We start from the raw sequence: 14,761 nt of genomic DNA on the forward strand, positions 1-14,761 counted from the left end.
CATTGATTCAGGTATTAAATCAATTCAGAAAGTGTTTGGGTGGTGAGTGACTCATTTAAAGTTCAAGACAGCTTTTACAATGTAGCATTGTGAGTTAGAAAAGGAGTAAAAATGAATTATTTAGAAATACGCAAGAAATATGGATTTTATAGAAAAGTCGTGATTGTTTTGGCTGTTCTTCTCATTCTTTTTGTAGCTTGGATGGTGAAAGATAGGACTATTCAAACCCTTTGTATTTTATTTATAAATGCACTCTTATTTCTTTTCATTGCACTAATCAGAAGAGGGTATGTAAGGAGTGGTACTAAGTTACTGTATATGGACTTAGATTTACCATCTTGGAAGCAATACATTGAATTGAAGAAAGATGCAAAAAGAGCTATTATAAAAATGGATGTGACACTAACATCTGTTGGGTATTCCTATATGATTGGTGATTTCGATGCTGCCATTAAGGAGGCTTCTGAAGCAATGACTGATCAAAAACTGAAGCCGAAATACAGAGATTTTTTAGAGAGTTACCTCATTCGCTCAACAGTTCTTGCACAACCTGACCTGACCAGGGACGAGCTTGATCTTATGCTAGACAAAATGTCCATATCAGATCCGTCTCTAGCTGAGAAAACAAAAAGCGTGAGTATCGCGCTTTACGATTTAACAATTGCTCATCAATCCAATGATTATTTTGAAGAATTGGAAAACGAGTTTAAATATCAACAATTGGAAATCAGTTACTATCAAGCTTTGAACTTTAAAATAAAAGGTGATATGACCAGGGCGAATGAGTTGTTTAGAAAACTTGCTCAAGAAGATGAACAGCTTTATATCGTACGGAAGTCTAAAGAATTTTTAAATAGTGAATCTATTAATTAGCGATGAATAAGTACAGAAAAGGATTTAATATGAAATCAAACAGTTTATTTTTTTTTAATGGAATTTTTGCTTTAACGTGCTCTCCCATTATTGCATTTGCATTTTTCTATAGATGGGAGATAAGATTTATCAATGGGGCTCTTCATTTTGTTGATAAACCAGCATGGGCTTTCTCAGTAAATTTAATTAGTTTTATATTTCTTGTTTGTTCCATACTTGCAATTTTCATTTATAGAAAAGAATCAAACGGTCGTAAGAAAAGTTTTTTGTTTCTCTTAGTTGCATCTATCACAGGTTTTATCCCCTTCCTTTCATTTTTTTCAGCAATTTTTGCTCTTATTTCTGGGATTTTATATTTGGTTGATTTTAATCGATTGGTAAAAAAATAAACTAGAAGGTATTTATCATTTTCAGCATATCTAACTTTTTTTAGAACTGATTCTCTCAATCTCCGGTACGTCAGATTTCTCTTTTCTGTATTTTCATTGTATAATAGGGGTACATTTAGTTTCATATAATGAAATATAAAGGTTTCAAACGAATATTAAGGAGAAAATCAATGAAAAAAGCAATGTTAATTATCAATCCTACCTCTGGTGGGGAGAAGGCTTTGGATTATAAGGTCAAGCTGGAGAATAAAGCAAAAGAATACTTTGAATATGTTGAAACCAAAATTACCGAAAAAGCGTTGGATGCAACAATTTTTGCTGAAGAAGCGTCTCGTGAGGAGTACGATGCAGTGGTTGTTTTCGGTGGAGACGGGACTGTCAATGAAGTCATTTCAGGTATTGCTGAGAGAGATTACATTCCTAAGTTAGGGATTATCCCTGGTGGGACGGGTAACCTCATTACGAAACTGTTGGAAATCAATCAAGATATCGATGGCGCGATAGATGAACTCGATTTTAACTTAACCAACAAGATTGATATCGGTAAAGCAAATGACAACTATTTTGGTTATATTTTTAGTATCGGTTCTCTGCCTGAGGCGATTCACAATGTTGAAATCGAGGACAAAACAAAATTTGGTATCTTTGCCTATGCTGTAAATACCATGAAGTCTGTCATGACGGATCAGGTCTTTAACATTAAGGTTGAGACAGAAAATGGAAATTATGTAGGTGAAGCTAGTCATGTTTTGGTTCTCTTGACAAATTACTTCGCTGATAAGAAAATCTTTGAAGAAGACAAAGATGGCTATGCGAATATTTTGATTCTAAAAGATGCTTCTATATTCTCTAAATTATCCGTCATTCCTGATTTACTAAAAGGAGATGTTGTCGGCAATGATAATATTGAGTATATCAGAGCGCGTAATATTAAGATCTCTTCAGATAGTGAATTGGAGTCAGATGTTGACGGCGATAAATCGGATAACCTACCTGTAGAAATCAAAGTCCTAGCTCAGCGAGTAGAAGTATTTTCAAAACCGAAAGAGTAGAAGGTAAAAATTAGTTTATTTTTTACAATGAAATCGAGTTCTATATCAACGATTGGAGGAGGAATGAATTCTCTATTTGATGAATTTCGAACAATTTGTTCTCATTTAAACCAAGTTGGAATCACACCGACGCTCATGGGGTCTTTGGGTTTTGAATACCGTTCAAATGAAGAATGGCGGCCGTCTGACATTGACATTCATGTGCCTGGTGACCCTAGAGGCTGGGAAGCACCTGATTATCTCAGAATTTATGACTGGGACAAGATAATGAAAGTGATGAAACACTTAGGCTATGCCTTAATAGATATTCATGAGCATGAATTCCAAAAAGATGGTCTGAGTGTTGAGTTTGGAAGTATTGATTCTTTACCAGATTTTGCAGGGATTTCGGAATCAGATATAGAGCAGATTCATCTCGAAAACATCACTTTTCGCGTTCCAAGTTTAGAACAGTATTTAAGTATTTATAAGTCTTCTTCCCATGATTCCTATCGAAATAACCACAATAACAATAAGGATTTTAAAAAGATAGAGTGGCTGGAAAGACAGTTGTAAATCATCAATCAGAAAGTAGTAGGTATTAAGTCTTACTACTTTTTTATATTCTCAAAAACAATTCACTCGAAACTACGGACAAGTCTTGAAAATAAAATTCGAAAGTAGTATACTAGAATCACAATTATGAAAACGTTTGCGTCGTAAATGCAACCAAGTCAATCAGGAGACAAATACAATGGAATTAACAGCCATTTACCACAGACCAGAGTCGGAGTACGCTTATCTTTATAAAGACAAGACAATGCACATTCGTATCCGGACCAAGAAAGATGACATTGAAAACATCAACTTGCATTATGGAGACACTTTTATCTTTTTAGATGACCATTATGAAGCAAGTAAGGCGATGGTCAAAGTGACTTCCGATGCCTTATTTGATTACTGGCAAGCGGAAGTTACGGTCGGCTATGCGCGACTCCAGTATCTCTTTGAACTCAAGGATAATCAGGGTCAAAAAATCTTATATGGCGATAAGGGCTGTGTTGAAAACACACTAGAAAATCTTCATTATGAAGGAAATGGATTTAAAATCCCTTATATCCATGAGATTGATGCTTGCCATGTTCCTGAATGGGTAGCAGAGACGGTATGGTACCAGATTTTCCCAGAACGCTTTGCTAATGGGAACCCTGAGATTTCTCCAGAAGGGGCTCTGGCTTGGGATTCATCTATCAAACCAAAAACGAGTGATTTCTTTGGTGGTGATTTACAAGGTATCATTGACCATCTGGATTACTTGCACGATTTGGGCATTACAGGACTTTATCTCTGTCCGATTTTTGAATCTCCAAGCAATCACAAGTATAATACAACGGATTATTTCGAAATTGATCGTCATTTTGGAGATAAGGAAACCTTTCGTAAACTGGTGGAGGAGGCCCATCAGAGAGGCATGAAGATCATGCTGGACGCTGTTTTCAATCATATCGGGGATCAGTCTCCGCAGTGGCAAGATGTCCTCAAGCATGGTAAAGATTCTGTTTACAAAGACTGGTTCCATGTTCAAGAATTTCCCGTGACCAAGGATAAGCTTGGAAATCCAAGAAAACTCCCTTACCATACCTTTGCCTTTGCCAGCTATATGCCCAAGCTCAATACGGCCAATCCTCAAGTGAGGGACTATTTGTTAAAAGTTGCGACCTACTGGATTGAAGAGTTTGATATTGATGCTTGGCGATTGGATGTGGCAAATGAAGTAGACCATCAATTTTGGCGAGATTTCCATAAGGCTGTCTTGGCTAAAAAGCCTGACCTTTATATTCTTGGAGAGGTCTGGCACACTTCACAGCCTTGGCTAAATGGCGATGAATTTCACGCAGTCATGAACTATCCACTCTCTGACAGTATCAAGGATTATTTCTTGCGTGGGGTTAAGAAGTCCCATCAATTTATCGATGAGATCAATAGCCAGTCTATGTACTATAGACAGCAGATTTCGGAAGTGATGTTTAATCTTCTGGATTCTCACGATACGGAGCGCATTTTGGCTACTGCCAAGGGAGAGACTCAACTTGTTAAGTCTGCCCTCGCCTGCCTCTTTTTGCAAAGGGGAACACCGTGTTTCTACTATGGGACTGAGTTAGAATTAGATGGAGGTCCAGATCCAGATTGTCGTCGTGTCATGCCTTGGGAACGTGTTTCCGATAGTAATGAGATGCTGAAATTTATGAAGAAATTGGTTCAGCTTCGCAAGGATATTTCTGGCATTATCCAACATGGAACCTATAGACTGACAGAAATCGAGCCAGATGTGGTATCTCTGGCATGGGATTATGATGGACAAAAAATCCAAGCTATTTTTAACCAATCAAGTGAAAACTATCTTGTAGACCGTGATTCTGTAGCGCTAGCCAGTCATTGCCAAGAATTGGAGCAGCAACTGGTGATTTTGCCTAAAGGTTTTATAATCCGATAAAAATCGTACTCAAAAAGACTGTGATGAATGGGTGATTCGTGCAGTCTTTTTTTGACTTATGTAGTATAATAAAGCTAGGTCACCGATTCCTAAATGAGTGATTAGTGAAGGGTGTTTACAAAGAAATAAAGACTTGTACTCTAGAAGGAGAATTGCATGAAACGAACGAGAAAAGTAGTAGCCTTGGGATTGTGTTTGCCCTTATTTCTTGGATTGGCTGCTTGTCACCAAAATAATACGAGCACTGAAGCTGGAAATCAGACACAAGCCAGCTCAGATAAAGTTCCTTGGACGGCTTCATATACCAATCTAAACAGCCAGGTAAGTTCCGAAGAGGTCAAATCTCTCTTATCAGCTCACTTGGACCCAAATAGTGTTGAGACATTTTTCAATCTTGTCACAGACTATAATGCGACTGTCGGCTCTACTGGCTTAAGTGGAAATTTTGCCTCCTTTACGAAGACAGAATACGATGTAGAGAAAATCAGCAGTCTCTGGAATCAAAAAAAGGGTGACTTTGTCGGGACTAACTGCCGTATCAATAGCTATGCGTTATTAAAAAATTCAGTCACGATCCCAAAACTTGAAAAGAATGACCAGCTACTTTTTGTGGATAACGATGCTATCGATAAGGGAAAAGTATTTGACGCGAAAGATAAGGAAGAGTTTGATATTCTATTTTCTAGGGTGGAGACGGAAGCGACAACGGATGTAAAAGTTCACGCGCAGAAGATGGAGAAATTCTTCTCCCAGTTTCAATTTAATGATAAAGCTCGGATGTTGTCTGTTGTGTTACATGATAATTTGGATGGAGAGTATCTTTTTGTTGGACACGTTGGTGTTTTAGTGCCAGCTGATGATGGTTTCTTATTTGTAGAGAAACTGACTTTTGAAGAGCCTTATCAAGCTATTAAGTTCGCGAGCAAGGAAGATTGTTACAAGTATCTATCCACCAAATATGCGGATTATACAGGTGATGGACTGGCCAAGCCTTTCATTATGGATAATGAAAAGTGGGTTGAAGGTTATTAAGATAGGCAAAGGAGAAGTAATATGGAGACTGTAATAGCGCTTTTAGTTGTCATTCTTATCGGATTCTGGGCTATAAACATTCTCAAGCCTCGTAATTCAAATAAAAAGGAAAAATTTATAGGTTATACTCAGCGCTATGATATTGACGGAGAGGGATACCAGTCAGAAGTCTGGGAAGAGACAGAAGATGAGGATTTGAAATAAAGAGGAGAGTCCAAAAACAGTATTATGCCTTTTCAAGAAAGGGAACTAGTAACATTAGTGCTATCCTAAGAAACGAATAGGAGGAAACATCATGGGAATGATTGCTAATTATCGATATCTATCTGACAATGAATTAAATCAAATAAAGCGGTATTCTTGTCAGGAAGAGGATTTGCTTGACATAGTAGATGATTAGCCTGAGGGAAATGATACGTTGATAGATATTGACAAAATGTGGGATGCCTTACTCTTTGTTATGACAGGTTTTAGTAGTTCAGAATTTATGGATGACGATCCCTTGAGAGAAGCTGTCTTGGGAGTAACTCCTTTAGAAAATGTATCGGAGTATATAGCCTATACTGAACACTCAAAGATAGCTGAGATTGTTCAAGCATTAGAGAATTTTGACATGGATAGGGCTTTAGCTAACTTTAGCATGGAAGCATGCAAGAAGGCAGATTTGTATCCCGATATTTGGGATTATCTTGAAGAAGAGGAAGAAATCAAGGATGATATTCGAACCTGCTTTGTAAAAATGAAGGACTTTTATAAGAAAATCTTAACTCTCAAGGGGAATGTCTTAGTGACTATTTGTTAACTACTTTTACCAACTGTTAATCAGGTGCGTGATGAATGCACATGTAGAAAATCGTACACCTGATGATTTGTCTGGTGAAGAAAATATTCCACAGTATAGTCGGACGGAATAGATAGAAATTGGTTATAGAATTTGTAAGCATAATAGATTTTAAACTTTAAGATGGAGGATTAAAGAGATGGGAAAAATTGAATGGGAAAATGCAAAGACACGTTTAGATGCCTTACTTGTCATTGATGAGTATCGAACAGATCCAAATGAGACCTGGCTTCGATTGATCGTTAAGACTGAGGGAAGCTACGGAATCCGTTACCTTATCGACAACGGTTCTGGTGATTCTCTAGATGTGATTTTCACTGATAAAATGATCCTTATAAAGGGCTTTGATCATGAAAGCAGTTTGAGTCAATTTGCTGCTGACGAGTGGGATCAAGACATCATAGACGGATTTTATAGAGGACTAGATGAAAAGTATCAAAACCTATACTCAGAAGAGCAAAAAGATGAAACAACTTCCTTTATCTGGTATGACGGTCAAGAGCATCAAAATACCTACCAAGAGCAGGACGGTGGCGAATGGTTGTTATCCTATTTCTTTGACAGTTTTGAGAAATTTCATGAGTTTGTGACGGATTACTATTCAATTACCGTAGATGAGGACTTACTTAGAAAACTTTACAATCAAGGCCAGCTTTCAGAAGTAGAATTGGAGCAGTTGATTCGCACTTCCTAGCTAGAAATGTGTATAAAATCTGATGAAAAGAACTGATTTTCAATATCAAGTTATACTTGAAGAATTATTGAAGAAGTTAATGTCTGTAGTTTCTTTTTTCTTATGCAGATAACGATTTAAAACGATTTCTTTTTATAGTTCAACAGAATTTGACGAACAAAAAACAAAATTATTTAAAAAAGTTTCACAAAATGCTTTACAAGTTCTTATAAACATGATATAGTTATAAGGCTTAGAAAATGAGAAGATGTTTTCTAGCAAATATAAACCCGAGTAAAAAATGCCTACGGACAGGCAGGGTTGAATGCCGAAGCGTGGTTGAAAAGCCACATTATTGATAGGGTTAAAAGCCTACTTTTATAAGTTGATGTTAGGACGCTTGTCCTAATTCATAAATTTTTAGTGTGGTGAAAGCACACGTCATCTTGTGAAACGATCAATAAAGTACGTAATATTTGCTACTAGAGAGTTAGGAAACATCGGGAACAGACATACTCAACAGAAACCAAAATACACACGTCAGAAGATTGCAGAGCAGGTGAAAACCTGCTCTTTTTTCATAAGTCAACCTTTAGTCGCCTTTATCTTTTTGAGGTGCTAAAAATACGGTAAAGGAGTATGTCTTGAAGAAGTTAGATCAAAACCAAGCCCCAATTTATGAGGCCTTGGTCAAGCTACGCAAGAAAAGAATTGTCCCCTTTGATGTGCCAGGTCACAAGCGTGGACGAGGAAATCCAGAACTTGTCGAACTGTTAGGAGAAAAATGTGTTGGCATTGATGTCAATTCTATGAAACCCTTGGATAATCTCGGCCATCCTATTTCGATTATTCGGGATGCAGAGGAGTTGGCAGCGGATGCTTTTGGAGCAGCCCATGCCTTTCTCATGATTGGGGGAACAACCTCATCAGTTCAAACTATGATTCTTTCGACTTGTAAGGCAGGAGATAAGATTATTCTGCCACGAAATGTCCACAAATCTGCTATCAATGCGTTGGTTGTATGTGGTGCCATTCCCATCTATATCGAGATGAGTGTAGATTCTAAAATTGGCATTGCTTTAGGTCTTGAAAATGACCGTGTTGCGCAGGCAATTAAGGAGCATCCAGATGCTAAAGCTATCCTAATCAACAATCCTACCTACTATGGAATTTGTTCAGACCTCAAGGGTTTAACGGAAATGGCTCATGAAGCAGGTATGTTGGTATTAGTCGATGAAGCTCATGGAGCGCATTTGCATTTTACAGATAAATTGCCACTGTCTGCTATGGACGCTGGAGCTGATATGGCGGCGGTCTCTATGCATAAGTCTGGCGGGAGTTTGACCCAAAGCTCCATTTTACTTATTGGAAATCAGATGAATCCTGAGTACGTTCGTCAGATTATCAACCTGACCCAGTCTACATCTGCCTCTTACTTGTTGATGGCTAGTTTGGATATTTCTCGACGGAACTTAGCTCTTCGTGGCAAAGAGTCTTTTGAGAAAGTTATTGAGCTATCCGAGTATGCTCGTCGTGAAATCAATGCTATCGGTGGTTACTATGCCTACTCAAAAGAGTTAATAGACGGTGTATCGGTCTGTGATTTTGATGTGACCAAGCTGTCCGTCTACACTCAGGGAATTGGGCTAACAGGGATAGAGGTTTATGATCTCTTGCGAGATGAATACGACATTCAGATCGAGTTTGGGGATATTGGGAATATCTTGGCTTATATTTCAATCGGTGACCGCATCCAAGACATCGAGCGCTTAGTCGGTGCTTTGACTGACATCAAGAGGCTCTACTCGAGAGATGGGAAGGACTTGATTGCTGGTGAATATATCCAGCCCGAGTTAGTCCTGTCTCCTCAGGAAGCCTTTTATTCAGAGAGAAGAAGTTTGACCTTGGATGAGTCTGTTGGACAGGTCTGTGGAGAATTTGTCATGTGCTATCCTCCAGGGATTCCAATCCTAGCACCAGGTGAACGCATTACACGAGACATTGTGGATTATATCCTATTTGCCAAAGAACGTGGTTGCTCCCTCCAAGGGACAGAAGATCCAGAAGTCAATCACATCAACGTCATTAAAAGAAAGGAGAACTAGATGGATTTATGGTTTTCTGAAGTTCATACTCCAGATGTGAAACTGTCCCTGAGAACAGCCAAGCAACTCTACGCTGGTAAGAGTGAATGGCAGGATATAGAGGTATTAGATACACCAGCTTTTGGAAAGATATTGATCTTAAATGGGCATGTCTTGTTTTCAGATGCAGATGATTTTGTTTACAATGAAATGACCGTTCATGTTCCTATGGCTGTACATCCAAATCCCAAGAAAGTTTTGGTTATCGGGGGTGGCGACGGCGGTGTTGCCCAAGTATTAACGCTCTATCCTGAACTCGAGCAAATCGATATCGTTGAACCTGATGAAATGTTGGTAGAGGTTTGTCGTGAGTATTTTCCAGACTTTGCTGCGGGGCTAGATGATCCTCGTGTCACCATTTACTATCAAAACGGGCTACGCTTTTTGCGAAACTGTGAAGATGACTACGATATTATCATCAACGATGCGACAGACCCATTTGGACATACGGAAGGGCTCTTTACCAAGGAATTTTATGGCAATAGTTATAGAGCCTTGAAAGAAGACGGGATTATGATTTACCAGCATGGTAGTCCCTTCTTTGACGAAGATGAGTCTGCTTGCCGAAGCATGCACCGCAAGGTCAATCAAGCCTTTCCAATTAGCCGGGTCTATCAGGCCCATATTCCAACTAGCCCAGCTGGCTATTGGTTGTTTGGATTTGCATCGAAAAAATACCACCCTGTCAAAGATTTTGATAAGGAAGGCTGGAAAAAACGTCAGCTTTTCACGGAATACTATACTGCAAACTTACACGTGGGAGCCTTTATGTTGCCCAAGTATGTAGAAGACATTTTAGAAGAAGAGGAAGGAAAAAAATGAGTCGTTTATTAGTTATTGGATGTGGGGGCGTTGCCCAAGTTGCTATTTCAAAGATTTGCCAAGATAGCGAAACCTTTACAGAGATTATGATTGCTAGCCGTACCAAGTCAAAATGTGATGACTTGAAGGCTAAACTGGAAGGTAAAACAAGTACAAAGATTGAGACAGCTGCCCTTGACGCTGACAAAGTTGAAGAAGTGATTGCCTTGATTGAAAGCTACAAACCAGAAGCTGTTTTGAATGTAGCACTCCCATATCAAGACTTGACTATTATGGATGCTTGTTTGGCAACAGGTGTCCACTATATTGACACAGCCAACTACGAAGCTGAGGATACAGAAGACCCTGAATGGCGTGCGATTTATGAAAAACGCTGCAAGGAACTTGGTTTTACAGCTTACTTTGACTACTCATGGCAGTGGGCTTATCAGGAGAAATTTAAAGAAGCAGGCTTAACAGCTCTTCTTGGATCTGGTTTTGACCCAGGTGTGACTAGTGTCTTTTCAGCCTATGCTCTCAAACACTATTTTGATGAAATCCACTATATCGACATTTTAGACTGTAATGGTGGTGACCACGGTTATCCATTTGCAACAAACTTTAACCCAGAAATCAATCTCCGCGAGGTTTCTGCGCCAGGTTCTTACTGGGAAGATGGAAAATGGGTCGAAGTCGAAGCCATGTCTATCAAGCGTGAGTATGATTTCCCTCAAGTTGGACAAAAAGATATGTATCTCCTTCACCATGAAGAAATCGAATCACTTGCCAAAAACATTCCAGGTGTTAAACGCATTCGTTTCTTTATGACTTTTGGCCAATCTTATCTAACTCACATGAAATGCTTGGAAAACGTTGGTCTCCTTCGTACGGATGCTATTAACTTTAATGGACAAGACATTGTACCGATTCAATTCTTAAAAGCCTTGCTTCCTGATCCAGCCAGCCTTGGCCCACGTACAGTTGGAAAAACCAATATCGGCTGTATCTTTACAGGTGTCAAAGACGGTGTTGAAAAGACTATCTATATCTACAATGTTTGTGATCATCAGGAATGTTACGCAGAAGTTGGTTCACAAGCAATCTCTTACACAACAGGCGTTCCAGCCATGATTGGGACCAAATTAGTGATGAACGGAACTTGGAAACAACCTGGAGTTTACAACCTTGAAGAATTGGATCCAGATCCATTCATGGAAGCTTTGAATGAGTACGGATTGCCATGGGTTGTGGTTGAAAATCCACAAATGGTGGACTAATGAAGTTAGAACAAGTACCCACACCAGCCTATGTCATTGACTTGGCCAAGTTAGAAGCCAATTGCCGTATTTTACAGCAAGTTCAGGAAGAAGCGGGCTGCAAGGTTTTGCTTGCCCAGAAGGCATATTCTCTTTATAAAACCTATCCCTTGATTAGCGAGTACCTATCTGGTACAACTGCAAGTGGTATCTATGAGGCCAAACTAGCACGAGAAGAATTCCCGGGGGAAGTCCATGTCTTTGCACCTGCTTTCAAGGATGCAGACTTGGAGGAATTGCTGGAAATAACGGATCATATCGTCTTCAACTCAGAGAGACAGTTGCGTAAACATGGTCCTCGTTGTCGAGAGGCTGGCATTAGTGTCGGTTTGCGCCTCAACCCACAGTGTTCAACTCAAGGAGACCACGCGCTCTATGACCCTTGTGCACCTGGATCTCGTTTTGGAGTTACTCTAGACAAGATACCAAGCGATTTGCTGGACTTAGTAGATGGTCTTCATTTTCACACCCTTTGCGAGCAGGGGGCGGATGATTTAGAGACAACTTTGAAAGCTGTAGAAGCTCAGTTTGGTCCCTACTTACATCAAGTTAAATGGCTCAATATGGGTGGCGGACACCACATCACAAGAGAAGACTACGATGTGGATTTGCTGATTTCAGAAATCAAGCGTATCCGAGAAACTTACAATCTTGAAGTTTATATCGAGCCGGGTGAAGCTATTGCGCTCAATGCTGGTTATCTAGCAACGGAGGTATTGGATATTGTCGAAAACGGTATGGATATCTTGGTTTTAGATGCCTCCGCGACCTGCCATATGCCAGATGTACTTGAAATGCCCTATCGTCCACCTTTGAGAAATGGATTTGAGGCTCAGGAAAAAGCCCACACCTATAGACTTTCTTCCAATACCTGTCTGACGGGTGATGTGATTGGCGATTATAGCTTTGAAAATCCAGTTGAAATTGGAGATAGACTCTATTTCGAAGATATGGCTATTTACTCATTTGTCAAAAATAATACCTTTAACGGTATTGGCTTGCCAAGTCTCTATCTTATGGACGAGCAGGGAGACTGCAGCTTAGTCAAAGCCTTCGGCTATCAAGACTTTAAAGGGAGATTATCATGATAGAAACTCCGAAAAAAGCAGGTTATCGTATGCCAGCAGAGTACGAACCCCATCATGGTACCCTCATGATATGGCCAACTCGACCAGGTTCATGGCCCTTTCAAGGAAAAGCGGCTAAGAAGGCCTTTAGCCAGATTATTGAGACCATAGCCCAAGGGGAAAGGGTTTACCTTTTGGTGGAGCAGGACTATCTATCTGAAGCCCAGTCCTATCTAGGAGACAAGGTTGTTTATTTAGACATTCCCACCAATGATGCCTGGGCGCGTGATACTGGTCCGACGATTCTTGTCAATGATAAAAGAGACAAGTTGGCAGTCGATTGGTCTTTCAATGCCTGGGGTGGAGCTGTAGATGGTCTTTATCAAGATTATGAAGAGGATAACCAAGTAGCTAGTCGTTTTGCTGAGGCCTTGGAAATGCCTGTTTACGATGCCAAACCTTTTGTACTGGAAGGCGGCGCGATCCATAGCGATGGTCAAGGAACCATTCTTGTGACTGAAAGTTGCCTTCTGAGCGCTGGTCGCAATCCTCATCTCAGTAAAGAGGAAATCGAGAGAAGATTATTGAACTATCTTGGCGCTGAAAAAGTTATTTGGCTACCTTATGGTATTTATCAGGACGAAACCAATGAACACGTTGACAATGTTGCAGCCTTCGTTGGTCCTGCAGAGCTTGTTCTAGCTTGGACAGACGACAAAAGTGATCCTCAGTATGCTATGTCTGCAGCCGACCTTGAGATTTTAGAAAAGGAAACGGATGCAAAAGGTCGCACTTTCACTATTCATAAGCTTCCTATTCCAGCTATTCGTCAGGTTGTCACTAAGGAGGATTTACCAGGTTATACCTATGAAGATGGGGAAGAGGAGCGTTATGAGGGCGAGCGTCTTGCAGCTTCCTATGTCAATTTCTATATTGCCAACAAGGCTGTCTTAGTTCCACAGTTTGAGGATGTTAACGACCAAGTAGCCCTAGATATTCTCAGCAAGTGTTTTCCAGACCGTAAAGTTATCGGAATACCAGCCAGAGATATTCTCTTAGGTGGTGGCAATATCCACTGTATCACCCAACAAATCCCAGAATAGGAGAAAAAGATGAGAAATGTAAGAGTTGCAGCCATTCAGATGCAATGCGCTAAGGATGTGGCAACAAATATCCAAACCGCAGAGCGTTTAGTACGTCAGGCTGCAGAACAAGGCGCACAAATTATTCTTTTACCCGAATTGTTTGAACGTCCCTATTTCTGTCAGGAGCGTCAGTATGACTACTACCAATATGCCCAGTCAGTGGAAGAAAATACAGCCATTCAATATTTTAAATCGATTGCTAAGGAACTGCAGGTTGTTTTACCAATCAGTTTCTATGAAAAAGATGGCAATGTCTTGTATAACTCTATTGCCGTCATTGATGCAGATGGAAAAGTGCTGGGCGTTTATCGAAAGACCCACATACCAGATGACCATTATTATCAAGAAAAGTTTTATTTTACGCCTGGTAACACTGGCTTCAAGGTCTGGGATACTCGCTACGCTAAAATTGGGATCGGCATCTGTTGGGATCAATGGTTCCCCGAAACAGCGCGCTGTCTTGCATTGAATGGTGCTGAATTGCTCTTTTATCCAACAGCTATCGGTTCGGAACCTATTTTGGATACAGACAGTTGTGGTCACTGGCAACGTACTATGCAAGGGCACGCAGCAGCAAATATTGTTCCAGTCATTGCAGCCAATCGTTACGGTTTGGAAGAAGTCTCTCCTAGTGAGGAAAATGGTGGACAGAGTTCCAGTCTTGACTTCTACGGTTCCTCCTTTATGACGGATGAAACAGGAGCTATTCTAGAGAGAGCTGAAAGACAAGGAGAAGCTGTTCTGTTAGCAACTTATGACCTGGATAAGGGAGCAAGTGAACGCCTCAACTGGGGACTGTTTCGAGATAGAAGACCAGAAATGTACCAACGGATTACCGACTAGAAGGTAACTTTCATAATAAATTTTTGATATTCACGCCTGTCTTACAAAAATGTAAGATAGGCTTTTTAAATGTAAGATGGGTGTACGATTATACGTAGAAATGTATGCTATA

At 39.9% G+C, this 14,761-nt stretch carries 14 protein-coding genes and 1 pseudogene; all 15 read left to right on the plus strand.

Going from position 1 to position 14,761, the window contains the following annotated elements; all coding sequences use genetic code 11:
• The first annotated feature begins 111 nt into the window (after positions 1-111).
• Complete coding sequence (locus HMPREF1115_RS04735) at positions 112-873, plus strand: hypothetical protein (RefSeq protein ID WP_001108326.1); 762 nt, start codon at positions 112-114, stop codon at positions 871-873.
• A gap of 29 nt (positions 874-902) precedes the next feature.
• Positions 903-1,262 carry a hypothetical protein gene (locus HMPREF1115_RS0102045; RefSeq protein WP_000841611.1) on the plus strand — a complete coding sequence of 120 codons (360 nt, stop codon included), beginning with the start codon at positions 903-905 and terminating at the stop codon, positions 1,260-1,262.
• A 170-nt stretch (positions 1,263-1,432) separates the two neighbouring features.
• Positions 1,433-2,314, plus strand: a complete 882-nt coding sequence (locus HMPREF1115_RS04740) for a diacylglycerol/lipid kinase family protein (RefSeq protein ID WP_000710098.1) — start codon at positions 1,433-1,435, stop codon at positions 2,312-2,314.
• Positions 2,315-2,377: 63 nt separating this feature from the next.
• A complete protein-coding gene (locus HMPREF1115_RS04745; protein WP_001086585.1) occupies positions 2,378-2,869 on the plus strand; it encodes a nucleotidyltransferase domain-containing protein in 492 nt (163 codons plus the stop codon).
• A gap of 178 nt (positions 2,870-3,047) precedes the next feature.
• Positions 3,048-4,787 carry a glycoside hydrolase family 13 protein gene (locus tag HMPREF1115_RS04750; protein WP_000423946.1) on the plus strand — a complete coding sequence of 580 codons (1,740 nt, stop codon included), beginning with the start codon at positions 3,048-3,050 and terminating at the stop codon, positions 4,785-4,787.
• Positions 4,788-4,943: 156 nt separating this feature from the next.
• A complete protein-coding gene (locus HMPREF1115_RS04755) occupies positions 4,944-5,819 on the plus strand; it encodes a DUF4300 family protein (protein WP_000831840.1) in 876 nt (291 codons plus the stop codon).
• Positions 5,820-5,840: 21 nt separating this feature from the next.
• Entirely contained in the window at positions 5,841-6,023 is a 183-nt protein-coding gene (locus tag HMPREF1115_RS04760) for a hypothetical protein (RefSeq protein ID WP_000450746.1), read from the plus strand.
• A gap of 91 nt (positions 6,024-6,114) precedes the next feature.
• Positions 6,115-6,621 (plus strand): annotated as a pseudogene (locus tag HMPREF1115_RS04765) (YfbM family protein).
• Between the two features lie 178 nt (positions 6,622-6,799).
• Complete coding sequence (locus tag HMPREF1115_RS04770; RefSeq protein WP_000515979.1) at positions 6,800-7,354, plus strand: hypothetical protein; 555 nt, start codon at positions 6,800-6,802, stop codon at positions 7,352-7,354.
• 623 nt (positions 7,355-7,977) lie between these two features.
• Positions 7,978-9,438, plus strand: a complete 1,461-nt coding sequence (locus HMPREF1115_RS04775) for an aminotransferase class I/II-fold pyridoxal phosphate-dependent enzyme (RefSeq protein ID WP_000732148.1) — start codon at positions 7,978-7,980, stop codon at positions 9,436-9,438.
• Positions 9,439-10,299 carry a polyamine aminopropyltransferase gene (speE, locus tag HMPREF1115_RS04780; protein ID WP_000366713.1) on the plus strand — a complete coding sequence of 287 codons (861 nt, stop codon included), beginning with the start codon at positions 9,439-9,441 and terminating at the stop codon, positions 10,297-10,299. It abuts the gene before it with no gap.
• Positions 10,296-11,555, plus strand: coding sequence for a saccharopine dehydrogenase family protein (locus HMPREF1115_RS04785; RefSeq protein WP_000088767.1), 1,260 nt, complete (start codon positions 10,296-10,298; stop codon positions 11,553-11,555). The genes speE and HMPREF1115_RS04785 overlap by 4 nt, the downstream gene beginning before the upstream one ends.
• On the plus strand, positions 11,555-12,682 hold the full coding sequence (nspC, locus tag HMPREF1115_RS04790; protein ID WP_000764345.1) for a carboxynorspermidine decarboxylase: 1,128 nt from the start codon (positions 11,555-11,557) through the stop codon (positions 12,680-12,682). Before HMPREF1115_RS04785 ends, nspC begins: the two co-directional genes overlap by 1 nt.
• Positions 12,679-13,764 (plus strand): agmatine deiminase, encoded by a 1,086-nt coding sequence (aguA, locus tag HMPREF1115_RS04795; protein WP_000573458.1) that lies wholly within the window; start codon positions 12,679-12,681, stop codon positions 13,762-13,764. The genes nspC and aguA overlap by 4 nt, the downstream gene beginning before the upstream one ends.
• 9 nt (positions 13,765-13,773) lie before the next feature.
• Positions 13,774-14,649 carry an N-carbamoylputrescine amidase gene (gene aguB, locus HMPREF1115_RS04800; protein ID WP_001246737.1) on the plus strand — a complete coding sequence of 292 codons (876 nt, stop codon included), beginning with the start codon at positions 13,774-13,776 and terminating at the stop codon, positions 14,647-14,649.
• Positions 14,650-14,761 lie beyond the last annotated feature (112 nt).

The sequence above is a fragment of the Streptococcus oralis SK610 genome (assembly GCF_000257455.1).
In the GTDB taxonomy this organism is placed as follows: Bacteria; Bacillota; Bacilli; order Lactobacillales; family Streptococcaceae; genus Streptococcus; species Streptococcus oralis_CB.

Coding starts and splice junctions, on each gene's coding strand:
- HMPREF1115_RS04785 (WP_000088767.1), top strand. CDS start 10,296: ATGAGTCGTTTATTAGTTATTGGATGTGGGGGCGTTGCCCAAGTTGCT.
- HMPREF1115_RS04740 (WP_000710098.1), top strand. CDS start 1,433: ATGAAAAAAGCAATGTTAATTATCAATCCTACCTCTGGTGGGGAGAAG.
- HMPREF1115_RS04770 (WP_000515979.1), top strand. CDS start 6,800: ATGGGAAAAATTGAATGGGAAAATGCAAAGACACGTTTAGATGCCTTA.
- HMPREF1115_RS04745 (WP_001086585.1), top strand. CDS start 2,378: ATGAATTCTCTATTTGATGAATTTCGAACAATTTGTTCTCATTTAAAC.
- aguB (WP_001246737.1), top strand. CDS start 13,774: ATGAGAAATGTAAGAGTTGCAGCCATTCAGATGCAATGCGCTAAGGAT.
- HMPREF1115_RS04760 (WP_000450746.1), top strand. CDS start 5,841: ATGGAGACTGTAATAGCGCTTTTAGTTGTCATTCTTATCGGATTCTGG.
- speE (WP_000366713.1), top strand. CDS start 9,439: ATGGATTTATGGTTTTCTGAAGTTCATACTCCAGATGTGAAACTGTCC.
- HMPREF1115_RS04750 (WP_000423946.1), top strand. CDS start 3,048: ATGGAATTAACAGCCATTTACCACAGACCAGAGTCGGAGTACGCTTAT.
- HMPREF1115_RS04735 (WP_001108326.1), top strand. CDS start 112: ATGAATTATTTAGAAATACGCAAGAAATATGGATTTTATAGAAAAGTC.
- HMPREF1115_RS04755 (WP_000831840.1), top strand. CDS start 4,944: ATGAAACGAACGAGAAAAGTAGTAGCCTTGGGATTGTGTTTGCCCTTA.
- nspC (WP_000764345.1), top strand. CDS start 11,555: ATGAAGTTAGAACAAGTACCCACACCAGCCTATGTCATTGACTTGGCC.
- aguA (WP_000573458.1), top strand. CDS start 12,679: ATGATAGAAACTCCGAAAAAAGCAGGTTATCGTATGCCAGCAGAGTAC.
- HMPREF1115_RS0102045 (WP_000841611.1), top strand. CDS start 903: ATGAAATCAAACAGTTTATTTTTTTTTAATGGAATTTTTGCTTTAACG.